The 25,018-nt window shown below is 62.0% G+C and carries 22 protein-coding genes; 7 read left to right on the forward strand and 15 right to left on the reverse strand.

Annotation, left to right across the window (positions count from 1 at the left end; genetic code table 11):
• Positions 1–79: 79 nt before the first annotated feature.
• The 4 genes from dnaN to ACK28C_RS04315 are packed head-to-tail and all read left to right on the forward strand — an operon-like array spanning position 80 to position 4,753.
• Positions 80–1,249, forward strand: coding sequence for a DNA polymerase III subunit beta (gene dnaN / locus ACK28C_RS04300; protein ID WP_409152503.1), 1,170 nt, complete (start codon positions 80–82; stop codon positions 1,247–1,249).
• Positions 1,250–1,273: 24 nt separating this feature from the next.
• A complete protein-coding gene (recF, locus tag ACK28C_RS04305; protein WP_409152504.1) occupies positions 1,274–2,299 on the forward strand; it encodes a DNA replication/repair protein RecF in 1,026 nt (341 codons plus the stop codon).
• A 34-nt stretch (positions 2,300–2,333) separates the two neighbouring features.
• Positions 2,334–4,226: a tRNA uridine-5-carboxymethylaminomethyl(34) synthesis enzyme MnmG gene (mnmG, locus tag ACK28C_RS04310; RefSeq protein ID WP_208873647.1), complete on the forward strand. Its 1,893-nt coding sequence runs from the start codon at positions 2,334–2,336 to the stop codon at positions 4,224–4,226.
• Entirely contained in the window at positions 4,223–4,753 is a 531-nt protein-coding gene (locus ACK28C_RS04315; protein ID WP_015556932.1) for a DUF721 domain-containing protein, read from the forward strand. The genes mnmG and ACK28C_RS04315 overlap by 4 nt, the downstream gene beginning before the upstream one ends.
• A gap of 16 nt (positions 4,754–4,769) precedes the next feature.
• Here the strand turns inward: ACK28C_RS04315 and ACK28C_RS04320 are convergent, their stop codons facing one another.
• Both ACK28C_RS04320 and ACK28C_RS04325 read right to left on the reverse strand, forming a co-directional pair.
• On the reverse strand, positions 4,770–6,005 hold the full coding sequence (locus tag ACK28C_RS04320) for a four-carbon acid sugar kinase family protein (protein WP_208873644.1): 1,236 nt from the start codon (positions 6,003–6,005) through the stop codon (positions 4,770–4,772).
• 323 nt (positions 6,006–6,328) lie between these two features.
• On the reverse strand, positions 6,329–8,347 hold the full coding sequence (locus ACK28C_RS04325) for a TerB N-terminal domain-containing protein (RefSeq protein ID WP_409152505.1): 2,019 nt from the start codon (positions 8,345–8,347) through the stop codon (positions 6,329–6,331).
• A 170-nt stretch (positions 8,348–8,517) separates the two neighbouring features.
• Here ACK28C_RS04325 and ACK28C_RS04330 point away from each other — a divergent pair, with 170 nt between their 5' ends.
• Positions 8,518–8,742, forward strand: a complete 225-nt coding sequence (locus tag ACK28C_RS04330; protein WP_208873639.1) for a DUF3343 domain-containing protein — start codon at positions 8,518–8,520, stop codon at positions 8,740–8,742.
• Here the strand turns inward: ACK28C_RS04330 and ACK28C_RS04335 are convergent.
• Positions 8,739–9,644 carry a DUF2156 domain-containing protein gene (locus tag ACK28C_RS04335; RefSeq protein ID WP_015556931.1) on the reverse strand — a complete coding sequence of 302 codons (906 nt, stop codon included), beginning with the start codon at positions 9,642–9,644 and terminating at the stop codon, positions 8,739–8,741. The genes ACK28C_RS04330 and ACK28C_RS04335 overlap by 4 nt on opposite strands.
• Positions 9,645–9,770: 126 nt before the next feature.
• A complete protein-coding gene (locus ACK28C_RS04340) occupies positions 9,771–10,073 on the reverse strand; it encodes an HU family DNA-binding protein (protein WP_015556930.1) in 303 nt (100 codons plus the stop codon).
• Between the two features lie 587 nt (positions 10,074–10,660).
• Between ACK28C_RS04340 and ACK28C_RS04345 the strand changes: the two genes are divergently transcribed.
• Positions 10,661–11,092, forward strand: a complete 432-nt coding sequence (locus tag ACK28C_RS04345; RefSeq protein WP_409152506.1) for a hypothetical protein — start codon at positions 10,661–10,663, stop codon at positions 11,090–11,092.
• A 1,840-nt stretch (positions 11,093–12,932) separates the two neighbouring features.
• Here the strand turns inward: ACK28C_RS04345 and ACK28C_RS04350 are convergent.
• A complete protein-coding gene (locus ACK28C_RS04350; protein WP_015556929.1) occupies positions 12,933–13,751 on the reverse strand; it encodes a slipin family protein in 819 nt (272 codons plus the stop codon).
• Positions 13,752–14,356: 605 nt separating this feature from the next.
• A complete protein-coding gene (locus ACK28C_RS04355; RefSeq protein WP_409152508.1) occupies positions 14,357–14,971 on the reverse strand; it encodes a hypothetical protein in 615 nt (204 codons plus the stop codon).
• A gap of 174 nt (positions 14,972–15,145) precedes the next feature.
• On the opposite strand from ACK28C_RS04355, the gene ACK28C_RS04360 reads away from it, so the two are divergent.
• Positions 15,146–15,985, forward strand: coding sequence for a class I SAM-dependent methyltransferase (locus tag ACK28C_RS04360; RefSeq protein ID WP_409152509.1), 840 nt, complete (start codon positions 15,146–15,148; stop codon positions 15,983–15,985).
• Between the two features lie 125 nt (positions 15,986–16,110).
• On the opposite strand, the gene ACK28C_RS04365 is transcribed toward ACK28C_RS04360, so the two are convergent.
• The 9 genes from ACK28C_RS04365 to ACK28C_RS04405 all read right to left on the reverse strand — a co-directional run bounded on the left by ACK28C_RS04365 (position 16,111) and on the right by ACK28C_RS04405 (position 24,965).
• Positions 16,111–16,944, reverse strand: a complete 834-nt coding sequence (locus ACK28C_RS04365) for an endo alpha-1,4 polygalactosaminidase (protein WP_409152510.1) — start codon at positions 16,942–16,944, stop codon at positions 16,111–16,113.
• 97 nt (positions 16,945–17,041) lie between these two features.
• Positions 17,042–18,397, reverse strand: a complete 1,356-nt coding sequence (locus ACK28C_RS04370; protein ID WP_015556926.1) for an MATE family efflux transporter — start codon at positions 18,395–18,397, stop codon at positions 17,042–17,044.
• A 185-nt stretch (positions 18,398–18,582) separates the two neighbouring features.
• Positions 18,583–19,029: a hypothetical protein gene (locus ACK28C_RS04375; protein ID WP_015556925.1), complete on the reverse strand. Its 447-nt coding sequence runs from the start codon at positions 19,027–19,029 to the stop codon at positions 18,583–18,585.
• A 19-nt stretch (positions 19,030–19,048) separates the two neighbouring features.
• Positions 19,049–19,876 carry a metal ABC transporter permease gene (locus ACK28C_RS04380; protein WP_015556924.1) on the reverse strand — a complete coding sequence of 276 codons (828 nt, stop codon included), beginning with the start codon at positions 19,874–19,876 and terminating at the stop codon, positions 19,049–19,051.
• On the reverse strand, positions 19,873–20,616 hold the full coding sequence (locus tag ACK28C_RS04385; RefSeq protein WP_208873633.1) for a metal ABC transporter ATP-binding protein: 744 nt from the start codon (positions 20,614–20,616) through the stop codon (positions 19,873–19,875). The genes ACK28C_RS04380 and ACK28C_RS04385 overlap by 4 nt, the downstream gene beginning before the upstream one ends.
• 11 nt (positions 20,617–20,627) lie before the next feature.
• Positions 20,628–21,566 (reverse strand): metal ABC transporter solute-binding protein, Zn/Mn family, encoded by a 939-nt coding sequence (locus tag ACK28C_RS04390; protein WP_208873632.1) that lies wholly within the window; start codon positions 21,564–21,566, stop codon positions 20,628–20,630.
• A 95-nt stretch (positions 21,567–21,661) separates the two neighbouring features.
• Positions 21,662–22,105, reverse strand: a complete 444-nt coding sequence (locus ACK28C_RS04395; protein ID WP_208873631.1) for a Fur family transcriptional regulator — start codon at positions 22,103–22,105, stop codon at positions 21,662–21,664.
• Between the two features lie 353 nt (positions 22,106–22,458).
• Positions 22,459–23,727 (reverse strand): OFA family MFS transporter, encoded by a 1,269-nt coding sequence (locus ACK28C_RS04400; RefSeq protein WP_208873630.1) that lies wholly within the window; start codon positions 23,725–23,727, stop codon positions 22,459–22,461.
• 17 nt (positions 23,728–23,744) lie between these two features.
• Positions 23,745–24,965, reverse strand: a complete 1,221-nt coding sequence (locus ACK28C_RS04405) for a CaiB/BaiF CoA-transferase family protein (protein ID WP_015556922.1) — start codon at positions 24,963–24,965, stop codon at positions 23,745–23,747.
• Positions 24,966–25,018: the final 53 nt, after the last annotated feature.

The following is a 25,018-nucleotide window of genomic DNA, read 5'->3' on the forward strand; positions in this document are numbered from 1 at the left end:
AAAGATAAAAGAAGTCTCAGACCGACACACAACGGACGGACGCCTCACACAGGAAAGACCCCAAAAAGGAGGACCTGGAATGAAACTGGAAATCAACCGCACGGAATTCCTCAAGGCCTGGCAGATGGCCGAACACTCCAGCAACGTTAAAAGTGCCATGAACGCCGTCAGCGGCATCCTGGTCAACGCAGGAGACGCCGTCACCCTCGAGGCGACCGATTTCAAGACCGCCATCCGGTGCACCGCCTCAGGGGTTCGGACCGTCGAGCCCGGTTCCGCCGTCCTTCCGGTTCGCCTCCTGGGGGACTTTCTGAAGAAGATCCAGTCGGACACCGCCGCCCTGGAGGTCGTCCAGGAGCGCGGAACGCTCACGGCCGGACGGAACAAGATGCGCTTCTCCACCTTTCCCGTCTCGGAGTTTCCAAGCATCCCACGCAGCGACAGCGCCTCGGAGCTTGCCGACGCCCTGGCCGCGGACCTGATGCGGGCCATCAACGAGGGCTCCGTCGCCAGCTCCACGCCGGTGGACTTCCCGAAGTACCTTGGGACCTGCCTCGTGAAGGTCCAGGGGGACCTGATGAGCGTCGTCTCCACGGACAGCAAGCGGCTCTCCATCTCGAAATGCCCCTGCGAAGCCAAAGCCGAGCGGGAGATGATGCTCCCCATTCCCGCCCTGAAGGAGCTGAACCGGCTTGCCGCCCTGGGGAACCCGGAGTCTCGCGTTCAAATCTTGAACGACGGCTCGACGGCCTGGTTCCGGCTCGAGGGGGTGGAGTTCTCCATCCGCTGCGTGGAGTCCGCCTTCCCCAACTACGAGCGGATCCTGACCTCCGACGTCCTCACGACCCTTCGGGTCCATAAGGACGACATCCTCCCGGCCCTGGAGCGGCTAGACATCATCGCCCGAAACACCCCGGCCCACCTGGTGGTGCTCCGGCTCTCACCGGGTGGGGAGCTCCAGATGACCGCGAAGGCGCCGGACTTCGGAACGGCCTTTGAGGTGTTGAACGCCTCCATCGACGGGGACCCCCTGCGGGTGGGCTTCAACCTGACCTACCTCCAGGATGGGGTTCGGGCTCTGAGGGGCGGCGAGGTGACGGTGGAGTTCAACGGCGAGGAGGGCCAGACCCGCGTCCTCCAGGAGGACTCGGACAGCTTTCTCTACATGCTCATGCCGGCGCGCATCGCCCCTCAGGACCTCCTGGAGGCGGAGGAGGACGCGGCAGCGGAGCAGGACCGGCAGGCGTGACCGTCAGACCGTACCGGCGGGGCCATGCGGTTTGAGGCCTGCGCCTTCAGGGACTTCCGCAGCTTTTCGTCCGCGCGGTTTGAGTGGGGGCCGGGGCTCAACCTCATCTGCGGGCCCAACGGGTCCGGAAAGACGAACCTCCTGGAGGGCCTGAACCTCCTCTCCGGCTGGGGGCCTTTCGGGGGTCGCACCGGCAGGGTCGTTGCCTGGGGCTCTCGCGAAGGCCGCGCCTTTCTGGCTGCGCGGGCAGCGGGGGAGAGCGGGCACGAGCTCCAGGCGAAGATCTCGACGCGCCTGGCCCTCAGAGCGGACGGCAAACAGGCGAGCTGCACGGAGGTTCGCCTCCTGGTGCCTTCCATCGTCTTTCTGCCCACCGACATCGACCTGGTCGACGGTCCCCCCGCCGTGCGGCGCCTCTTTCTGGACCGGCTCTCCGCGCTGTGCCTGCCCCCCTACGCGCGGCGGCTGGCGGAGTTTCGGCAGGTGGCCCGGCGGAGGACGGCCCTCCTGCGCCAGGGGCGTTCGCCGCGGGCCACCACCCTCCCCTTCGCCCGCATGGGGGGCTGGATCCTGGAGGCCCGACGCCGGGTGTGTCTGCGCCTGTCCCTCGCGCTGGAGGGGACGGTCGCTTCGGTGCCGCCCTTCTCCATTGCCCTGAGGCCCGACCTGACCGGAAGTGGAGAGGAGCACCTCCTGGCGGCGCTGGCGGAACACGAGGAGCGGGAGGCGCAGGCCATGCGCCCCCTGGTGGGCCCCGGACGCGACGACCTGGAGGTCACGGCCCTGGGCCGTCCGGCGGCGGAGTCCCTCAGCCGGGGGCAGAAGAGGCGCCTGGTCCTCGCCCTGATCCTGGCCGCCGGGCGGCTCGTGGAGGCCAGGATCGGCCGCAGGCCGGTGCTGCTCTTCGACGACCTGGCGGCGGAGCTGGACGCGGAGGGGCGGGCGGCGGCGGGAACCGCCCTGGCCGGGACCGGCTGGCAGGTCTTCCTCACCGGCGTGGAGGACCCCTTTCCCGATCTGGACAAGAACGTCTGCGCCCTGTTTCGTTAGGCGGCGAGACGGGTTTTCCCTGGAGGTCGATCCCTTGTTTCAGGAACGATACGACGTGGCGGTCGTCGGCGGAGGACACGCCGGCTGCGAGGCAGCGCTGGCCGCCGCTCGCATGGGCTGCCGCACGCTGATGCTGAACCTGAACCTCGACAACACGGCGATGATGCCCTGCAACCCCTCGATCGGAGGTCCGGCAAAGGGGCATCTGACGCGGGAGGTCAGCGCCCTGGGCGGGGAGCAGGCCAGGGCTGCGGACGCCTCGACGCTAATGGTCCGCTGGCTGAACACCTCCAAGGGCCCGGCCGTCCGGGCCCTGAGGGCCCAGTGCGACCCGGCGCTCTACGGTCTGTACTACCGCAGGCAGCTCCTGTCCCAGCCCAATCTGGACGTGGTTCAGGACGAGGCCGTGGAGCTTCTGACCCGGACGGACGGGAAGGGGAGGCGCACGGCGGGCGTCCTGACGCGATACGGCGCGCGATACGGCGCGCGGACGGTGGTCCTCTGCGGCGGCGTCTACCTGGGAGGGCGCGTCTTCGTGGGGGAGCGCTCCTTTCCCTCCGGCCCCATGGGCCAGATGCCTGCGGAGGGCCTGCTGAAGTCGCTCGCGTCCCTGGGGCTCAAGACGGGACGCATGAGGACGGACACCACGCCGCGCCTGAACCTGGCCACGATCGACCTCGGCGCCGCCGTCCCCCAGAGGTCGGCCGAAGAACCCCTCTGCTTCGACCTGTGGGGAGAAAAGCGCCTCCATCGGTCGGACTACGCCTGCTGGCTCTCCCGGACCACGGAGCGGACCTACGAGGTCCTGAGGGCGAACATCGGGCGTTCCCCCCTCGTCGCCGGAGGGCTGAGGTCCAATGGGCCCCGGTACTGTCCTTCGATCGAGGACAAATTTCTGCGCTTTCCGGACCGCAGGACGCACCCCATCGTCTTTGAGCCCGTCTCCCTCGATACGGGAGAGGTCTACGTCCAGAACTTCTCCACCAGCCTGCCCTACGACGTGCAGGTGGAGCTGGTCCACTCCCTGCCCGGCTGCGCCGACGCAAAGATACTGCGGCCCGGATACGCCATCGAATATGCGTATCTAAGCCCTGATCAAATGTCACCTTCGATGGAGAATCGGGAGGTTTCGGGCCTCTTCACCGCGGGGCAGGTGAACGGCACTTCGGGCTACGAGGAGGCGGCGGCTCAGGGGGTTCTGGCGGGCGTCAACGCCGCCCTTCAGGTGAAGGGAGAGGCGCCGCTGGTCCTGGGGCGGTCCGACGGCTACCTCGGCGTGCTGGTGGACGACCTCACGACGAAGAGCACGGAGGAGCCCTACAGGATGTTGACCAGCCGCTGTGAGTACCGGCTCCTGATGCGGTGGGACAATGCGGGGCGCCGCCTGAGCCGTTTCGGACGGCAGGTGGGTCTGATCGATGACGTGCGGTGGGATGCGCTCACAAGGCGGTGGGCGCGGGAAGACGGCGAGGCGGAACGGCTGAAGACGACGCGCCTGACCCCTTCGGAGGAGTGGGCAGCGCTCTTTGGCGAGGCGGGGGTGGAACCCCCGTCAGAGCCCCTGTCCGGGGCGGACCTCCTGCGGCGTCCGGGGGTGACCTACGATTTGGCCTCGCGGCTGTCGCCCCCCGAGCGTCCCCTCGACGAGGAGGAGGCGCACTGCGTCGAAACGGCTCTGCGCTATGCCGGCTACCTTGAAAAGGAGGCCCGAGCGGCCCAGCGCACGGCTGCCATGGACGGCGTCCCGATCCCTCAGGACCTGGATTACAGCGTGGTGACGGGGCTGAGCGCCGAGGGCCGTCAGAAGCTCTCTCGCTGGCGGCCCCAGTCTTTGGGCCAGGCCCTTCGCCTGTCGGGCGTTACCCCAGCGGACGTACAGCTGCTCTCGGTGGTCCTGCGGCAGCGGGGTCGGAGGGCCGGAGGATGAAGGCCGCAGTCGCCGGGAGCGGGACGACTGCGCCGGAGGAGCGGGTGACGGCGGGGCGGTCCAGGCTGGACCGCATGGTGTCCGTGAAGGATTTGTTGGGGCGGATCGTCCCGCAGAACGTCCGCGCCGAGCGGCTGAGGGAGATGGTGCGCTCTTGGCCCCTGGTGGTGGGGGCCGCGAGGGCGCGGAACTCCGCGCCCTGCGATTTGGTGGCGGGGGTGCTCTTCGTGGCGGCAAAGACGCCCCACGTGGCGCAACAGCTGAACCAGATGAAGGGAAACGTCCGGCGCGCCCTCAAGGAGCGCTGGGACCTGGACGTCCACGAGGTGAGGGTCACGCTGGGAGCGCCACCCTCAAGGCCCGCCGTATCGGGCCAGAGGCCCGGAAGGCGCGCTCCGGTCATCGAGCCCCCGGAGGCGGAGGTCCGGCGCTTCCGCAGCCAGTGCCCTCCGTCCCTGACGCCGGAGGCCGCGCAGGCCCTGGCTCACCTCAGGGCCTTCTTCACCCGGCGCTTCCCCCGCTCCTGAGGCGTTCGGGCAATCGTTACATCCAGGGGAGCCCGCTGCGGCCCTCGCTGCGGTGAATGAAGAACTCCATGCAGTGGACCAGGGCGCTCTCGCCGCCCAGGGAGCCGCTCTTGGTGATGAGGGGGAGGCCGTCGAAGGGGCCGCCCACCAGCGTCGTGAGGGTGATCCCCTCCTGGATCTCCCGCTCCAGGGCCACGTTCTCGGCGCGGGCTCGCTGGGCGATGCGGGCGGCGCAGTCCCCTCCCGCCACGCAGAGTCCGCCGATCCTCGCGTGGCCCATGATCTCGCGGGTGGTGTTCGCCATCAGGTCCAAGAATCCCTCCACGTCCTCGTTGGGGTAGCGACCGCGGATGAAGCGTCCCTCCTCGTCCTTCGCCACCAGCAGGATGGACTGCCCGCAGCGCAAAAGCGGGTCCGCCAGCTCCGCGGTGAGGGGGAGCACCGCCTCCGCCCGGTCGCCGTTCAGGCCCGCGATGCTGACGGGGATGGTCTTGACGTACCCCTGATCGACCAGCTGGCGCGCCTGGCGAAGGCTTCTGGGGTGGGCCGTCCCCACGACGAAGACGAAGGACTTCGGAGCGGTGGCCAGGGCGTTGGCCAGGCCGACGGACCCGACCCACAGGACGTCCTTGACGGAGCGGGCCTTCAGGACGCCGCTGACGATGAGGCGCAGGTCCTCGTCGTTCTCGGCGTCGAAGCAATAGCAGCCGTCCTGGGCCACGACCTCCGCCGTCCTCTGGGTGCGGATATCCTCCCGCGAGACCTCCCTGGGGTCCATCCCGGACTCCCGGAGGAGTTTCGCCACGGCGGCGGAGCTCGCCGGGTGGGCGGTGGTGGCCGTCTGGGGGGACATGGGCTCCTGCCGGTCCAGGTGCAGGGTCCCCTCCTCCACGGCCTTGCGGCTCCTGGAGAAGGCGGAGGCCACGACGATGCAGTCGAACTTCAGCGTGGCGGCAGCGGCGCGGAGCTCAGGGCCCACGTTGCCCCGAAGGCCCGGCTCGATGCGCTTGAAGAAGGCCGCGCTCTCCTTCCAGGGCAAAAGGTCGCGGGCTACGTTCTCAACTCTCTGGGCGGCGCGTTCCGGGGACAGGAAGAACGTTTCCATGTCCAGGGCCACGGCGGAGTACTTGCGCAGGGCGCCCATGGAGCCGGGGTCCAGCGTCACCGCGGCGTTGTACCCGCCGTTCATGAACTTCGCCGCGATCTCTACGGCGCCGGTGTAGTCGTCTGCAATGATCACATAGTCGAACACAAGGATCCCTCCTGAATGGCTCGGCAGCCGCCCGCAGGGCGGCGGGTTCGATGCCGTAAAGATAATTATGGAAGCGCTGATTAATCTTCAAAAGTTGTTGAAAGCAATCAAGGAGCATCGAACAAAGGATATCCTTCAGCGCTTCCCTAAATTTTTAAAATGGGGCTACGCCCCCCACTTCGGGGAGCCTTCCGGCTGCCGTTCGCTAACGCTCACGGGCCGTCAGTCCCAATCCCCACGCGCTTCGCGCGGCCTGATGAAGTTTCAGACACTGAAGGGAGCCCATACGGTTGACAGTTCTCAACAACTTAATCAGTGTTTCCTTATGAGTTTCTGAAGAGCGGCGACAGGGTCTTGAGGAGGGCCTCGCCCCGCTCCAGCGGCGCGCGCTCCTCGTAGGGTGGCGGGGCGGCGGGGGAGACGTTCAGGACGCCGCACACCCTCTCCCGCAGGGCCTGCTCCTCCGCCTGGGTTTGGGGAAGGAAGCTCAGGAAGTCGAACAGGAAGTTGCGCAGGTTGGCCAGCTCCTCTCCCTGAAGCCAGAATCGGATGAGCTCTCCGTAGTGCTCGGCGGGGCGGGGGGCGGGGACGTCCAGGAGCCCCTGGGCCTCCAGTCGGACGTTGTCCTCCGTGGAGAGGGAGAAGTAGTGGTTCAGGCGCTGCCGCAGCGGCTCGAAGAGCTTCCGGCTCCGGACCTCCATCAGGGCACAGAGGAGGTCCAGCAGGAAGGAGGCCGCGAGGTAATCCTGCGAGGGCCTGGCCCCAAGCTCCAGGGGCAGGAGGAGGATCGGATCCTCCCATCGGTAGTCCCAGCCGGACAGCCCCAGGTTGGGCAGGATCTGGTAGCCCTCCACCTGGGCCGTCTCCACCATGCTCTTTCGGTCCCCCCCGTGAACCTTCTCCGTCGAAAGGTCGAGGCCCATCAGCGCACCCAGCGCGCCCAGGGTGGAGGTCAGGGGACCGTCGCCGCGGTCCTGCCTCAGGGCCTCGACGAAGCCCTCGAAGTCGGGCCGTCCCTCCAGGCTCTCCGCCGCGGTCTTTGGCTGGCGGGGTGTCAGGTCGGCGACGAAGTCCCGCCACACGGCGACGAGGGGGTCGAAGACGCCGAGGTCCTCGAAGAAATTGGGCAGCTCCACCACGCCGCTTGCGGCCTCCTTCTTCGCGTCCAGGGAAGGGTTCGTGGGGACGTAGGCGAAGGTGAAGGTGGTCCTGGGCTTTTGGAGGATCAACCCGCCGTTCGTGGCTTCCTTGTAGAGCGGCGTGAACTTTTGAAGGAGCTCGTCGGAGTGGGCGACCTTCGGCGGCCTTTCGCCCAGGGCGGCGATCTGAAGCCTCTCCGACGTGCGCATCAGGGTGAAGGCCACTGCGGAGGGCAGGGGGAGCTTCGAGTTGGCGTAGGCCCCCAGGAGCAGGGTCAAGAGCTCGTCGGGCACGACGAGGAGCTTCTTGCAGAAGCTCAGGAGCTCGTCCTCCGACAGCCAGATCTTGACGGCCAGCCACGTGATGAAGTGGATGAGGTTCGTCAGAACGGCGTCCCAGCGGATCAGGGGCAGCAGGCGAAAGGCCTCCGCAAGGCACAGGCCCATGTCCAGCCGGTCCGCGATGACGCGCCGCTCCAGGCCGTACAGCCACAGGGAGGGGTAGCAGAGGTGGAGGGGGGGCTGAATGCGTCCGCCCGCGAGCCACGTCAGGTAGACGCCCCGCTGAAGGGGCGTCATCTCGGCGTAGGAGACGGCGCCGTCGGCGGGGAGGGGAGCGCCCTCCTGCGGGTACTCCACCGGCAGGACGACGTCGATGCAGCAGGGGTCCTTGACGGAGCTGGGGCCGTCGGACCAGTAGGTCACCGGCCCGAGGATGACGAGGTCCCCCACCTGCAGCGAGCCCGTACGGCCGCACCAGCGCAGGAGGGCGGCGGAGGGCTTCGCCTTCTTCGGAGGTTCGGCCGAGGAGCCATAGGCGTAGGGGGAGTCCTCGCCGAGGGTCGCGGGCGCGGCGGCCGAATAGGTGGCGCTCCCCACCGCGTTGGGGGAGCTGATGGGCTTTGCGGCCAGGACCGTGTCACAGGGGACGACCTCCTCCTGGAGGACGGCGATGCCGGATTTCTCCTGCGGCTCCGGAGCCTTGGGTTGGGGCGCAGCCTCCTCCGCCGGAGCTTCAGGGGCCTTGACGTCGGGCGGACCGATCTCGAGCCGATCCTCCTCGAGCGCTTCGGGGGGCGCGGCCTGGAGCGGCTCCTGTGGGACTGCCTCCTGTTGGGGCTGCGGGTGCTGGCGCGCCTGCTGCTTCTTGAGCAGCGCGCCGAACGCAACGGCCACAAAGATCCCCAGCACCAGGTAGAACAACTTCGCTCCCTCCCCTTCGTCGCTTCGTCACGATAGACGTATCCTTTATTATACCCGCCGCGCCCAAAGAGGCCGCGTCTTTTCGGAACTTCGTCGGAGCGGACGGGTCCTTTTCGTTTTATAATGAGGGTCGTGGCAGCAAGGACACTTGATAAAGGAGTGGTTTAGGATTGAGCTGCATCGCAACCTTCAAGACGACCAGCATGGCGCTGATGTTCGAGCGGACCTGCCGCGGCGCGGGGATCTCGGCCCGCATCGCCCCGGTGCCGCGCAAGCTGTCCTCCAGCTGCGGGCTGGCCTGCGAGTTTCCCTGCGAGGCGTTGGAGACGGTGGAGTCGCTTGCTGCGGACCACAGGATCGACGTGGCCGCCGTTCACGACCTGGAGAAGCTCTAGCGGGTTTCGGCCGGGCGTCCCTTGAGGTGCACGCCGTACTTCTTCAGCATGTCCGTCGGGCCGTAGGACAGCTTGGAGGCGCGGAGCCCCTCCTCGCCCATGTCCTCCTCCCGGTTGACCCAGTCGTACCCGGCGCCCTGGTTTTTGAGGAAGAGCTGGTTGATGGCCTGGTAGCTCCCGGCGTACTCGCCGAAGGCCTTCTCGAAGCGGATGTCGAGGGTCCGGCTGTCCAGCTCCTCCGCGATGGTGTAGGCGACGATCTCATCCTCCACCTTCAGGATGCCTCCCAGGAAGGGAAAGTCGTCCCAGCGCTCCAGGGCGGCGCGGATGGCCAGGTCCTCGTCGTAGAGTGAAACCGTCTCGTCCTCCGTCATGGTGCTGTCGCGATGCGCGCGCCACCGCTCCTGAAACTCCATGACGGCAGGAAAGTCCTCCGGGAGCATGGGGACGTATTCCCACTCGTAACTCGATGAAAAGGCCCGGACGCGGTTGCGCTTGTGGGCGTACTTCTTGCCCTTGAGCTCGATGAGCTCCGGCACGGAGTAGACGTATTCCCACTGGTCCCGGTCCTCCTCCACCTCCAGAACTTCCTCGAGGTCCTCCGGGATGAGCTGCACGACCCCCTCCGGAACGTCGAAGAGGGCTTCCTCCAAGGCGAAGTGCTCCAGGGTGCGGTGCCAGTCGAACCGGGTCCAGTCCCCGACGGGCCCGCAGATCCCCGGCTTCGGCCCTCTGGAGCGCAGCCAGTAGAGGGTTCCATCGAAGGCCAGGTCGATGGGGACGCTTTCCAGCCACCCCCACAGGCCGAAAAATGAATACTCCGCGTAGTGGACGGGGCATCGTTCAAAACAGGAGGTGTAGCTCTCCTTGTCCTCCCAGGCGATGGGCTTGAATTGGAGCATTGTTTCTCTACCTTCCTTACGGCGGGCACGACGTGCCCTGACTGTGCGGGCGGTTGAGCGTCCGAGAAGAGCAAGAAAAAAGCGGCTCGGACGGCCGCCTTTTTCTCGTGCTGCAGGTTGCAGGGACTACTTCGCCTTTTTCTTGCCCTTGATTGCAAGAACTTTCTCCTTGAGATCCTTGCCGGGGCGGAAGACGGGCACCTTCTTGGCGGGGATCTTGACGACCTTGGTGGGATCCTGAGGGTTGCGGCCCTCGCGCGCCGCGCGCTCCTTCACCTCGAAGACGCCAAACCCCACGAAGGTGCACTTCTCACCTCTGGAAAGAGCGCCTTCGATGGAAGCAAACACTTCCTCCACGACGGGGACGACGTCCTTCTTCTTCAGAAGAAGCTTCTCCGCAATCGCATCAATAAGTTCCGCTTTGGTCATTGCTTACGCCTCCAAACAAAGATTTTCCTGCATTTTATCAGCCTTTACGAAATATGCAAGGCCTTTTTTGAATTTAAAGGACCATGTCGCAAGACTTTAGGGGTTTTAAAATTGATTTAAGTATAAATACTTAGTTTTGTCGTCCTCCTCCCCTCTCAGCCGCTTTAGTTCAAGAGGTATTGATAAAAGGGCAGTAAAGGTTAATCTCTTTGTACGCTTAAATGGATCTAAAATAATATATTTATTGTTATAGTATTAATGAATAATAATTTTTTTAAGGTGAAGTTGTCGTTATTTTCTGGATGGTATGAGGCTTGACTACAGTCCCTTCACTATAGGGGTTCTAAAGGGTTGCCTGTGGGCCCGCTGTGTTCCGGTCATCCACAAAGTTAATCACATATCCACATAAGTTATGCACATTTTCCTTTAAGCTTCGATCTGGGAAAATTGGATATCGAATCTCCTGGAATCTCTGAAACGTAGATGAAAATCCATTTTGGCAAAAATTTGATTCCGATTGACGAAAACTTCTGCAGGATGATCAAGCTATCTTTAATTGGAGCCAACTAATGCAGGCAACGAAAGAAATGAGAGAGATGAAACTCGACATTAAGTTCCGTTTAAGAATAATCTGTTTAATTCCCTATCTCATTTGTGCGATGGAAGCGCTTCGAGCCAGTGAGCCGAGAGAGGCATTTTCAAGCGTAACGGGCATTTTTCAGCCCTGGGGTTACCCTCTTGAAAAAGACTCCAATCCGCAGTTTGTGGCGACTCGATCGAGGATCAAGCCCGTCGTTGCACAAGTTAACCCGACTCTGACTTTGCACCCATCCTGCACGTTAGAAAACGCAAAAACCCTTGCCCCAAATGTGAAAACTTTTCCTGTGGATTTGGGAAGGGTCAGATACTTCGCCTCAACTTTCTCCTTTGAAAGGGGAGGTGTCCCGAGGGGCAAGAGGGTTGTTTATACGCTCCAACAGCCTCCACCCTTGCTGTCGTGCGGCATCCTTTCTTTTTGAGAGATGAAGACACGATGTTCTCTCTCTCATCTCTTGAAACGATTTGATAATTGTGAAATTCTATCGTCTGATTTAAATTTGACGAAGGCTTTGCTATTGAGGCATTGATGAATGGATTGAATGGAAGGTCAGCTTGGGGGGATTTTAGTGTGATTTCGCTTTCAGAGCATTTTTGGATGAAACGACCTTTGAAATCACAACAAAGAAATACATAACAGTACGTCAAACAGGGCGAATAAAATAACGAAGGATACTCGCCACATCGAACGGATGCAAGATCGGAGTTGGGTTGACCTGTATAGTGGACGGGATTGATCCTCAACAAGGCCGTCGAATTCTTCGGATTGGAAAACGTTGATTTGTCTTGAGCTTTTCAACAAGTAGAATATGCAAGGAGAAAAACGAGCTCCTACTGAAAGCAATTCGTTGATATCAACCGCAGCACCCGATGGAGTGTGCAGAGAGTAAGGGTTTGTTTGAGTGAAATTATCTGATTCTGCCATGTTTCACGTGAAACATTCAGGAGCTGTGAAAAAGAGAAACAAGTTAGATGGTGAATGGTCTATAGCTCAAAGATGTCTTTCTAAAGGTTAATCAAAATAAGTTGCCTCTCTTAGAGAAAATGACTTCTCGTACTTCCAAGTGGGAGGAGCGGGGCGCAGTTTTGCCGAAATTTCAGAAAGCACGTAGGGATTGGGACTGACGGCCCGTGAGCGCCAGCGAACGGCAGCCGGAAGGCTCCCCGAAGTGGGGGACTGACGGCCCGTGAGCAAGGGCGAATGGCAGCCGGAAAGCTCCCCGAAGTGGGGGTGTAGCCCCATTTTAAAATTTCAGGGAAGCGCTGAAAGATACCCCTTGTTTGATGCTCCTTGATTACTCTCAACAACTTTTGAAGATTAATCAGCGCTTCCTTAACATGCCGCAACCGTCAGGGAGCAGCCCAATCTACGGGTTGCGATGGCTTTATCGTGGAGCACGCCAGTCGTTGTACAGGTTAAGTCGACTTTGACCTTTCAGCCGTCGGATGCGGCAAAAACGTGCAAAACCGGTGTCCGCTGCACGTTAAAACTTTACCTGAGGATTGGGGGAGAATCAACCATAAGGATATCTTTCAGAATTTTTCATAAATTTTAATATATATGCCTCCATCGAGAGCCTTCCTGCTGCCGTTCGCTACCGCTCACGGGCCATCAGTCCCAGCCCCTTCGGGGCAACCCCCCCTGCAGGGAGGCCTTTCTTTCCCTTTAGACGCAAATTGGTATGACAGCCCGTGAGTGTCCCGAACGACAGCAGGAAGGCTCCCCGAAGGGGAGGGGTGTTTTTCATAAGACGTGCCTGTCTGAGATTCCCCGTCAACGCCTCCACAAGGCAATCAATTGCCTTGCTTCGGCACAGCCGACCGACACGACGCCGACCGCCTGTCGGCGTCCGCAAGTCGTGTCGTCTGGCTGAGCTGCGGAAGTCCCCCGGACTTCCTTCGCCCTCAGCCGACCAACCGGCCGCCGCAATCCTCCCGAAAGATCGGCTTGCGTGAGGCCGGTCGTCTGGCCGAACCCCTCCGGTTCGCTGACGCGAACCACCTCCCCTTTCAGGGGAGGCAATCCATATTAAACGTGAATTGGTATCGGTCCTCCCTGCGGGGGAACTGACAACCCCTTCTCACAGTTAAAAAAGGCCGATCAGCATAAAATAAAGAGTATAAAAGAACTAACTTTAATTGACTTTTAGAGCAGGCGTACGCCCTTCAGGTCCGTTCAGGCTTAAAGCCACAGCCCGTGGACACGAAAAAAGCGCCCGCAGGGGGCGCTTAAACTGGTTTTCCACCCTATGGGGGCTGACGTCAGGCTTTGTCCGGGCCTTCCTGGGTCCGCCCGCCGAAAGCCTGGTTGATGAAGGGACGCAGCAGGTCGATGGGGATGGGGAAGAAGGTGGTGGAGTTGCGCTCCCCCGCGATCTCGCGGATGGTCTGCAGGTAGCGCAGCTGCAGGGTTACGGGGGAGACCTCCATCTGCCGCGCAGCTTCGGAGAGCTTGGTGGCCGCCTGGAGCTCGCCCTCCGCCGCGATGATCTTGGCGCGGCGTTCCCGTTCCGCCTCGGCCTGACGGGCCATGGCCCGTTTCATGCCCTCTGGCAGCTCCAGTTCCTTCACCTCCACCGCACTGACCTTGATGCCCCAGGGGTCGGTGCGTTCGTCGATGATCTCCTGCAGCTCCTGGTTGATCTTCTCGCGGGAGGAGAGCACCTCATCCATCTCGACGGATCCCACGACGGAACGGAGGGTGGTCTGGGCCAGCTGGCTGGTGGCGACGATGTAGTTCTCCACCTCCACCACGGACTTCGACGGGTCCAGAACCCGGAAGTAGACGACGGCGTTCACCTTGATGGCGACGTTGTCCTTCGTGATGACCTCCTGCACGGGGACGTCCAACGTCAGAATGCGCAGGTCCACCGTCACCGCCCGGTCCAGCAGCGGGATGAGCAGGACGATGCCGGGGCCCCGGCTGCCCACCAGCCGCCCCAGCCGGAACAGGACGAGGCGCCGGTACTCCGGGACGATCCGCACGGAGAAGGACAGGATAAAGAGGAGGAGGAGGACGGCCATAAAGAGGCCTCCAAGGTTGGAGAAGATGAAGGCAAGGTCACTGGAGTCAAGAACCATAACGATCACTCCCTGTTTGAATTTCGGACGGTCGTTGCCGTCCGCCGACGCAGTCGGTTTAAAGAGCATAGCATAAAAAACGGCGCAGGAACAGCAAAGAACCCTTTTCCAAATCCACGGCAAAGTTTTTAACGTGCGGCGGGGGCAGGTTTTGCGCCTCTTCGGCCGTACCTGACGGGGATAAGATCGGAATCGGCTTAATCTGTACAACGACGGCTACAGGATCACCGCCGACACGATGGAGCCCCTGGGCTACCCGACGGATTGGCTCAAGGCCGTAGGCTTCGGCGACCAGGACGTGGAGCCGAAGAAGTAAGGCTCGCGGCGTCAACGGAACGACGCGCCCTGCGTGGCGACGCAAGCCCCCCGTCGTCGGACGGGGGCTTGCATTTACAACCTGGACTTCAAGAAAACTCCTGCCGCAGGCCGTACTCTACCCTGAAGTCGATCATGAATCCCTGCCGGAGCCGGATGCAGGACGGTAATTCCGCCCCAACCTCGCCCCGTGAAAAGGTATTTTGCCGTGGGCACGTTCTCCGCAATCCTGTGCGCAATGCGCTCCATCACGGCAAATGACCGCGAGAATCCGTCGACTGGCCGACCTCTCAACTCCCCTTCAGGGCCTCGACCTCGTCGAGGGAAAGGCGGGTGAAGCGCGCGACGGAAGCCGGGGACATCCCTTCCCGCAGCATGGTACGCGCCGTCTCCTGCCTGCCCAACAGCTTGCCTTTAGCCTCGCCCTCGGCTATGCCCTCGGCCTTGCCTTTAGTCCAGCCCTTTGCCTCGCCTTCAGCCTTGCCCTCGGCCTTACCTTTAGCCCAGCCTTTAGCCTCGCCTTTAGCTACGCCCTCGGCTATGCCCTCGGCCCAGGCCTTCTCGCGGACCGCCCTCGTTGCCTCCGCCAACCGGTCCTCCCGAATCGCCTTGTAATCCAGCTGCGTCATCATCTCCCGCAGCTGATAGTAGCGGTTCTCTGGAGAACTCCAGTACTCCTGCTCCACCTCGCTCACCTCCGAAAAAACGGTATCCCCCGACAAGCTCTCGCGCAGCAGGGCCAGCCCCTCGCTCTCGTTGTTGATGTAGCCTCCCCATACCTGCGCGCGCTCCTCGGGGCTCAGAACGTGCCCCGGCCTCGCCTTCAGCTTCGCCCGCAGCTCCCGAAGGGGGTGCTTCGCCTTGTTCAACTCGACGTAAAACAGAAGAAGGTCGTCCGCCTCCATCAGTCGGCTTCCGTATCCTTATCCATGGTCCTCACCTCCCGCAGATGACGTATTCATTGGCGTTATTATAACAAGAACGGATTACAACCCCAAAAGTGGATTTGGGGAGAGGCATCTTTACTTTACGAGTTCCGGCGTTTGGCGTAGAATGTGTCCCCGTGGCGTCCACGTCCTGTGCGGTGTGCAAAGAATGCCGCTCCCCTCGCTTTGCTGCCGCAGTCCCAATTCGCCGACGATACTTCTTATGCAGGGATGATGATTATGGGTTACACGGAAATCAACGCGAAAACCATAGACCAGTGGGTGAGCAATGGCTGGGAATGGGGGCAATACGTCAGTCACGATGAATATTCTGAAGCGATCCACGGCCGTTGGAGTGTAAAACTTACGCCCGTAAAAACCGTTCCACGCGAATGGTTTGGGGACCTCAACAAGAAAAAGGTTCTGGGACTGGCCAGCGGTGGAGGCCAACAAATGCCGATTTTTACGGCCTTAGGCGCAGAGTGTTCGGTCCTGGACTATTCGGAGAAGCAGTTGGAGAACGAGAGGATCGTGGCCGAGCGGGAAGGCTATGCCATCGCCCTCGTCCATGCCGATATGACGAAGAAATTACCGTTCGAGGACGATTTTTTCGATCTGATCTTTTATCCGGTCTCGAATTGTTACGTCGAGGACGTAAAGCCCATTTGGAGGGAATGTTATCGGGTGCTGAAGGCTGGCGGCGTGCTGATGTCGGGGTTGGATATCGGCATCAATTATGCATTTAACGAGGACGAGACAACGCTCGTCAACGTATTGCCGTTTAACCCGATAAAACATCCCAGCCACTTGAAACAAATGCAGAAAAGCAACGGCGGCATACAGTTTTCACACACTCTGGAGGAGCAGATCAACGGACAGTTGGAAGCCGGATTTATTTTGACCCATCTCTACGATGATACGAACGGCTCAGGGAACCTGTGTGACCACAACATCACGTCGTACATCGCGACCAGAAGCGTGAAAAGGGCTTGAAAGCGCGGGAAGGCGCCCTGAGAGGGGAGGCAGAAACGGACAGAAAATCAGACGCGAATGGGCCGCGGCTTGCCTTCCCGCACGTCGGAAAATCTCTTCGGGCGCTTTCGTCAGATGCGATGATCTTATCGAAGCTCCGCCCCGTCGGCGTTGTACCAGAGAAAACCGTGCCCTCTGCAATAGGCGTCTATCCGTTTTGAAAGCGCCCGATCCGCTCCGTATTCCAGGAGATAAACGGATAAGCCGCAGCCCTTCGCTTTTTCAAGGTATTCCTGGTAATAAGCGGTTTCCGCTTCCTGCTGCACGCCGTAAGTGCCGTTTTCAAAATTGATGCTGGTGAAGACCGTCTCCTGATTGACCCCGTCGAACAAGGACAGCGCAGTGCCTTCCTCCATGCACCTTGAAACGAAGCGATCTCCGCCATTGATCACAAGCGGGAGGCCGTAGCCTTTCAGCCCTTTAACGATCGTGCAAAGCCCGTGAAACACGTCGTCCGTCTGGTAATGGTCATAGACGTCCGCGTTGTCCAGAAAGAAACCGTCAAAGCCCATGCGGGCATACCGTTTTCCCAGTTCGTGGACGATGAAGTCCTGCCATGCAGGAGAGGAGACGTCAACCCACCGTTCGTCCGGCCAGCTCTCATAGACGGCAAGCGTTGCCCCTTTAAAGCGCCCATAGTAAGGGCGATATTCCTCAACCGCCCCGATATTGATGTATCCGTACACCGTCTTTCCGGCGTCGTGCAGTTTCGCAACCTGATCCGCCTGAAATTCCGACGGTTCGATCACGATGAGGCGGCAGTCCTCCAGCCTGTTTATTTCTTCGGCACCGATGCCGAGGAACACCCCGTATTCCCGTGAATGCGCCGCCGCAGGGCCGGCAACGGAAGCTGAAGGGCAGAGCGCAGCGCAGAGGACGACGCACAGCACAAAAAATCGTTTTCGTTTTGTGTATTCCATCAATCCCTTTCCCCTCCCTTTCTTCATTTGCATTGGTGCCGTTCTCTGATTCTCCGTCGGGCATACCGCGGTCAAGGGCCCGCTCAGGGACGACGCCTCACGAGCACAGCGCCGGCGCGCGTCTCTTATGCGCTTGATAATAAAGGAGAAATGCGACGGCGGTCACGGCCCAGGACACGGGATAACAGCCGAGGATCGTGTAAAATCCAGGGTGCCGCGGGACGACGAAAAGGATCCAGAGGATTCGCGTCGCGCAGGTTCCCAGCAGGGTGATGAGCATTGGCTTGAAGGTCTCTCCCGTCCCCCGGATCGCCCCTGCGTACACCTCTCCAATCGCATAGAGGCAATACAGCGGCGCAAGGAAGTGCATGATTTTGCCGGCTTCAAAGGCGATGTCGAGGTCCGCGGGATTGATGAGCAGGCGCCCCAGCGAAACGCTTCCGAAGAACAGGGCAGCGCTGACCAGGGCGATAAAGCCAACGGTCATGAAAAGGCCGACCCTGACGCCGAACCTGGTGCGGGCGTACTTCCCCGCCCCATGGTTTTGCGCCACGAAGGTGGCGACCGCTTCGGACAGGGAGTCCGCGATCAGCCAGATCAGAAAATCCAGCTTTCCGCACAGCGCCCACGCTGCGATGTTGTCCGTGCCCGTGCGGTTGATGCCGGATTGAACCATCATGTTGGCGACGGGATAGAGGGCGGACTGAAGGCCAACCGGAAGGCCGATCCTGCAAATGGAATGCAGCATGGCTTTGTCGACCCTGAGTTCCGCGCCGCTCACCCTATAAGGCGCTCTCGTCCTCAGGAGGACCCGCAGCACGAGCGCGGCGCTGAGCCCCTGGGCGCATACCGTGGCGAGCGCCGCGCCGGGGGCGTTCATCTTGAATATCGCCACCAGGACGAGGTCCAGGACGACGTTGGCGCCTCCTGCGGCGATCAGCACATAAAACGGCGTCCTGGAGTCGCCCACCGCGCGAAGGATTCCTGCGCCCACGTTGTAGAGCATGGAGAGGGCGAACCCACCGAAAAGGATGCGGACGTAGGAGAGCGACCCGTCAAAGAGCTCTCGCGGCACCTCCATCGCCTTCAGGCAAAGGGGAGCCGCGAGAAACCCCAGGACGGACAGCACCAGGCCGCCGGCCAGAGCGAAACCGATTCCGGTGTGGACGGCCCTGGATAAGGACGAGTGGTCCCTGGCCCCGAAGAACTGCGAGATCAGGATGGTCGTCCCCGCGGACAGCCCCACAAAAAAATTGACGGGCAGCTTCAGGAAGCTGTAGACGGCATCGATGGCAGCCAACCCGGTCTTTCCCGCAAACTGTCCCAGGATGACCGCGTCCACCGTGGTGTAGAGTTGTTGGAACAGGCTGCTTGCGAGGATGGGCAGGAAATAGAGCAGAAGCCTTTTCCCGACGGACCCCTCGGTCAAGTCCACGCCGCGCGTCTCCTTCATCGTGCCGCACCTTCCTCTCAGCGGGCTTCGCCACGACCATCCAGCAGCCTGTGCCGGGTCATCCATCCTCTTCGACAGCGCGCCGCGACCGCCGAAGGCCTTTATAGAGAAGCCGGATGGGTCCTGCGCCGGAAGATAAGTTCGCCGCCGCGCAGGGCTCCGGCGCGCGCTTTTCCGTCACCGGGTCACATGGAGACCTTTTCCTTGCCGCGCTTCTGCAGGACCTCCAGCTCCTGAAGCTCAAGGTAGGGGTAGGGCTCCTCCTCCCCCTCCAGCTTCCGCTCCCGCAGCACGCCGACGACCCGCACCCAGGCGTTCTCAGGCGGGGCGTCCTTCCCGATGCAGGCGAAGCCGATGGGCGCGTTGTCCGGACCGCAGCAGATCGCGATGCGGACAACGGCGAACTTCTCCGGTCCATCGCTGAAGTCCTCCTCCGTGATGGGGAGGACGAACCCCTCGTACTGGATGGTCTTGCCCAGGTAGTCCCCAAGGTTCATGAAGATGTCCGTGATCATCTGCACGAAGAAGTTTTCGCGTATCACGTAGTCCGGCTTCGCAGCCGCCGCGGGTGCGACGGCCAGCAAAAGGCACAGGACGAGGAATGCGCGGGGTGTCCTCATCTTTTTTCTCATCGCAAGGGCCTCCTCAAGCTCAGGCCGTGCGCCCCATGAGGCGCGCCAGGAGCACTGCCCCCATCAGAGCCGCCACGTTGACGGACACGATGCCGGCCCCCGTGGGGAGGTTCCAGACGAAGGAGAGGAACAGCCCCACCGCGAAGCAGGCCAGGGAGATGCAGGCCGCCAGGACGACGAGGGCGCGGAAGCTGCGCACCAGCCGGCGCGCCGTGACCGCCGGAAGGATGATCAGGCTTGAGATCAGGAGCGTCCCCATCATCCTCATGCCCAACACCACCGTGAGGGCGGTGAGGAAGGAGATCAGGAACTGATAGAGCGTGACGTTGATCCCCAGCGACCGCGCGTAGTCCTCGTTGTACGTGATCAAAAAGAGCCGGTTGTAGAAGAGGACGAACAGCCCCGTGACGAAGAGCGAGAGGGCGACGGAGAGGATCACGTCCTCGTTCGTCATCGCCAGGATGCTGCCGAACATGTAGCTGCACACGTCGAGGTTCATCCCCCGCGTCAGGGCGGTGACCAGCACGCCGAAGGCCAGGGCCCCCGAAGCCGCGATGCCGATGGCCACGTCGCCCCCCACCCTCTTGCGCTGACTGACGAACATGATGAGGAAGGAGGCGGCGACGACCAGCGGCGTCGAAACGTAGAGTGGCGGCAGGTTGAAGGCCAGGGCCACGGAGAGCGCTGCAAACCCCACCTCGGAGAGCCCATGGCCGATCAGGGAATAGCGCTTCAGGACGAGGATCACGCCGAGGATGGAGGCGCACAGTGAGACCATCACCCCGACGATCAGCGCCCGCGTGACGAACGGGTAGGAGAGGACCTCCCAGACCTCCTGAAACGTCATGCCGGTACCTCCACGAAGGCCGGGACGCCCTCGGAGTCGAGGGAGGGCGCTTTCCAGACCCCGCTGCGCCAGGCATCGGGCGTCCCCACGAAGAGCAGGCGCCGCGCCATCACCGCCACCCGCGACGCGCGCTCGGCCACCTCGTCCAGGTCGTGCGAGACCATCACGATCGTCGTCCTCCGTTCCCTGTGAAGCCGGGTGAGGAGGACGTAGAACGCGCGGCGGCTCTCCTCGTCCAGCCCCGAACAGGGCTCGTCCAGCAGCAGCAGCTTCGGTCCGCGGCACATCGCCCGCGCCAGCAGGACGCGCTGCATCTGTCCGCCCGACAGCTTCCCGATTCGCCGGCCTGCAAGGTTCGCGATCTCGAAGGTGGACAGCGCCGCCGCCGCCGCCGCCTTGTCCGCGCCGGTGTAGAACGGGACGCGCCAGCCCCGTCTCTGGGTCCCGGAAAGGACGATCTCCCACACCGTCGCGGGGAAGTCCCGATCGGCCCCCTCGACCTGGGGGACGTAGGCCGTCCCCTCAAGCCCCGTCCTCAGATCGACGCGGCCCTTCGTCAGGGGCGTCAGGCCTAGGATGCCGCGGATCAGGGTGCTCTTTCCCGATCCGTTGGCTCCCACGATGCAGAAGAACTCCCCCTCCTCGACGCTGAAGGACACGTCCTCCACCGCGGGAATGGCGCCGTAGGCGATGGAGACGTGAGAGAGCGACAGGAGCACCTTGTCGTCAGGCCGATTCAACGACCGTCCTCCTACAGGGTAAGGGCCTGCTCGACGGCATTCTGGTTGGCCCGCATGATGTCCAGGAAGGTCACGCCCTTCTCGAACTCGTCCTTCGTCAGGTTGTGGGCCGTGCTGAACGTCAGCAACTTCGCTCCCGTCTGCTCGGCGATGGACTGCGCGACCTTCGGGACGACGAACTCCTCGTGAAAGAGGCAGCGGATGTCCTTCTTCTTCATGTACTGGATCACCTGGGCGATGCGCTGCAGGCCCGGTTCGCCCTCGGAGGAACAACTGTCGTAGGCCGTCACGTAGTTCAGACCGTAGTGCTTCAGGAAGTAGAGGTACGCAAAACGTCCGCCGAACACCAGGGTCCGGTGCCTGCCCTTCTTCACAAGGGAGGCGAACTCCGCGTCCAGCTCCGCCATCTGGGCCTTGTAGGCCGCGGCGTTCTTCGCGTAGAGGTCTGCGTGCTCCGGATCGGCTGCCGTCAGCCCCGCCACGATGTTATCCACCATCTTCTGGGCCAGGGACAGGTCCAGCCAGATGTGCGGGTCGTACTCGTGATGGTGGTGGTGCGTATTCCCGTGCTCGTCGCGGTCTTCGTGGTCCGGTTCCTTTTGAAGGGCGACTCCCTGCGAGGCGTCCACCACGACCAGCTTCTCGTTGTCCAGGCTCTGGACGATGCGATCGGCCCAAGGCTCCATGTACTTTCCCGTGAACACGAAGACGTCCGCCTCGTTCAGCGTTTTGACGTCGGACGGGCGGGGTTCGAAGGTGTGGCTCTCCACCCCTGGGGGCAGGAGCATCTGCACCTCCGCCCGATCTCCGGCCACCTGTCGGACGAAGTCGTACTGCGGGAAGAGGCTGCACACGACCAAAAGCTTCTTCTCCTCAGCCCCGGCGCCTCCCGCCGCCAATGCCAAAACCAGGGCGCAAAGGCCCGCCGCAAACGTTCTTGAAATCCTCAAACTCGGTAACCTCCCAGAAAAAATAAAGAATAAATTGGAACCAACGGCGCCCCGCGCACGGGCCCCTGAGGGAGCCGCTGCGTCGGGAACGCAATTCAACGGCGCCCCCGTTTGACGCAGCCGGGGCACCGCCCGTAGAGGACGAGCCGGCTCTCGTCGATCGCGAGGTCGTTCTCATCGGCAAAGCGGTGGAAGGCCTCGCGGAGGGGCTCGCTGTTGATGTGGAGCATCGTCCCGCACGTCTCGCAGAGGAGGTGGTAGTCCTCCTCGTCCTCAGTCGCGTCGCCTGAGTACTCGATCAGGGCGGGGCCGCCGTCGGGGCTGCGGTAGCGCCGCACGCGCCCCGCCTCCTCCAGCTCGGCCAGGAAGCGATAGACCGTCGCCTTGCTGACTGGGGTCCCCGACGCCTTGAGGCGATCCACAAGGGCCTCCGCCGTCAGGTGGTCACCCTTCGCGGCGTTCAGGCACCGCAGGATCAGGTTCTTCTGCCTCGTGCTCCTTCGCAGGTCGCGGGGCGCATTCTCCTCCAGACCCTTCACGCTCTCCCCCTCCTTCGGCACAAACTGAAACTGAGACGCACAATCAACTTGAAGAAAAATACCTCAGCCGCAAAAATTTGTCAAGGTTATCGGGAAAAATCGCGATCAAATTTGCAGGTTGCGACGGTTTTATCGGGGGGCAAGCCCGCCGTTGTGGAGGTAAGCCGACTCTGGCCCTGCACCCGTCCGGTGCGGTGGGAAACGCGAGAAGCCTGTCTTCGCCGCATGTTGAGATTTTTTTTGGTTTTTGAGAGAAGCAAGGAGGATTGTGCCGGGCAGTTGAACAACCACCCGGCGAGTGTCTTGACCTTTCAATGCACCATGAGGTCTTCTTCGGAGAGGGGGCGCTGCACTCAGCCCGACAGTTCGTCCTTTTTGGCGATGGCCCTGTAGAGAAAGGATATTGCGAGGCCGGATACGGCGAGGCCTGCAGCCATCAGAAATGCCGGCCTGTAGCTGCCCTGTCCGTTAAAGACGGCCCGCATCGTCATGGGACCCGCGAAGCCTGCAGAGGAAAAGCCAACGAACATGACGCCGTAGTTCAGCGAGCTGTGCTTCACGCCAAACTGGTCGCTGGTGAAGCCGGGGTACACCCCCATGAACGCGCCATAACAGAGGCCAACCAAACAGATGCCGCCACAGAAGAGCGCCACGCTTTTATTCCCGCCGCTGACGTAGGTTGTGAGTGAGGCAGCGGCTGCCAGGATGTACACGGCCATCAAGGTTTTGACACGCCCTATCCTGTCCGATATCCAGCCGGCCGCGATGCGCCCCGCCGTGTTGAACAGCGCCAGGACGGAGACGACAAGCGCCGCTGCGGCACTGGTCATGCCGATCATCGTTTGGGCGATGCTGGCGGCTTCAGAGATGGCCATCAGGCCCAGCGTGGAGCCGACGAAGAGCATGGCCAGCATCACGTAGAAGACGGAAGAGGAGAGCATCTGCAACGTGCTTTTGTCCCCGGCTCCCGCGGCCCCCATCCCAGCCTGCGGCGTCCACCCGTCCGGGACGAAATCGTCCGGGCAGTTAACGATCGACAGCGAACTGACAAAGGCCAGGCCAATGATCACGGCGCCAAAGATGAGGAAGGCACGGTTCACCCCAACGGCATGGGTCAGGGCGTCGGCGACGGGTGGGATCAGGATGGAACTGAGGCCATAGGAGGCGGTGCTGATCCCCCCGGCCAGGCCTTTCTTATCCGGGAAGAACTTCACGGTGTTGCTGATGGTGCAGACGTAGGTGAAGCCCTCTGCCAGCCCGCAGAGAATGCCGTATCCCAGCGCCAGAGTGAGGGTATTGGTCGCCATGCTGCTGACGATGAACCCCAGCCCGAAGACTGTGACGCCGATAAGGATCATCAACCGGGCCCCCAGGGTCCTGTCCAGGATGCCTCCAAGGATCATGGTGATGAAGGCATCGCCGTTGGCGAGGGAGAACACGATGGCCAGGTCCGCTGCTGTCAGGGAGGTGCCGTTCAAGGCGTTCAGATGCCGGGCCATGGGCCCGGCGAAGACACTCCAGGAGTAGACGGAACCCACGCAGAGGTTGGCGAGGCAGCTGGCCGCCAGGATGCTCCATCGCTTCCTGGACAGTGCCGCGTTTCGCGTCTGAACGTCCTGCATACTTATCCGGGATGCCATCAGATCACGCCGTTCTCATGCAGTTTCGCAATTTCCCCATCGCTCATATTGATGAGCTCCTTGAGGATGCTGTCCGTGTCCTCGCCAATCCCAGGAGCGGCCTTGCGGGGCGCGTCCGCGCAGCCGTGCATCTTGATGGGGGAGCCGATGATCTCAATTTCCTTCCCGAAAGCCGGATCGTAGACCTTCCATAGCATGTTGCGACGACGTATGATATCGCTTTCGCAGGCCTGAGCCGGCGTCAGAATGTTCCCGAAGGGAATGCCCGCGGCCAGGATCTGCCGCTCGATGTCGGCCACATTGTGTTTGAGGCTCCAGCTCTCAATGATCTCCTTCAACTCTGCCTCATGCGTGCAGCGGAGGGAGTTTGTCGCGAAACGGGGGTCCCTGGGCAGGTCCGGCATGTTCATCACGCTGCAGAGGGCGGCGAAGAAGCGATCCGTGCCGCAGGCGATGACGAACATGCCATCCGACGCCCGAAACGCATCGAAGGGCGTGATGCCCGGATCGCGATTCCCGATAGCCCTGGAAATCTCGCCCTTGATGGTGTAAGCCAGGGGGCCGACCTCCAGGATGGAGAAGATGGAGTCCACCATGGAGACGTCGAGCCGCCGCCCCAACCCTGTGCGCTCTCTCTGGAAGAGGGCTATGACGATGCCCAAAGCCAGATACGTCCCGGAGTAGTTGTCTGCGATGGCGGGTCCCACCTTCACGATATCGTCGCCGAAGCCGGTGACGCCGATAATGCCGCCCAACGCCTGGGCTACGATGTCGTAGCAGGGGCGGGGCGCGTCCGGCCCTTCAATGCCGAAGCCGGAGATGGAGGCGTAGATCAGCCTGGGGTTGATTTCCTTCAGCACATCATACCCCAGCCCCAGCTTCTCCATGGTCCCCACGCGGAAGTTCTCCACAACCACGTCCACCTTGGCGATCAGTTCCTTATAGATACGCTTTCCCTCGTCGCTCTTGAGGTCCAGGGCCAACCCGTACTTGTTCCGGTTGTAGCATGAAAAGTACCCGCTGGCGCCATCCTTGATGGGTTCCCAGGTCCGACTCTGGTCGCCCTTGCCCGGGACCTCCAGCTTGATGACCTCGGCGCCGTGATCGGCCAAGTGCATGGTGCAGAAGGGGCCGCTGTAGGCGTGAGTCATGTCCATGATGCGCACGCCTTCCAGGGGGCGTTTTGAGAGAAGTTCATGCATGCTGCGATTGTCGTCCATAACGTCCTCCGTGTTGAGTGTTCAATGAAAGGTAGGGGGCGCGAAGAACCGCG

This window comes from Fretibacterium fastidiosum (assembly GCF_964642095.1).
GTDB lineage: Bacteria > Synergistota > Synergistia > Synergistales > Aminobacteriaceae > Fretibacterium > Fretibacterium fastidiosum.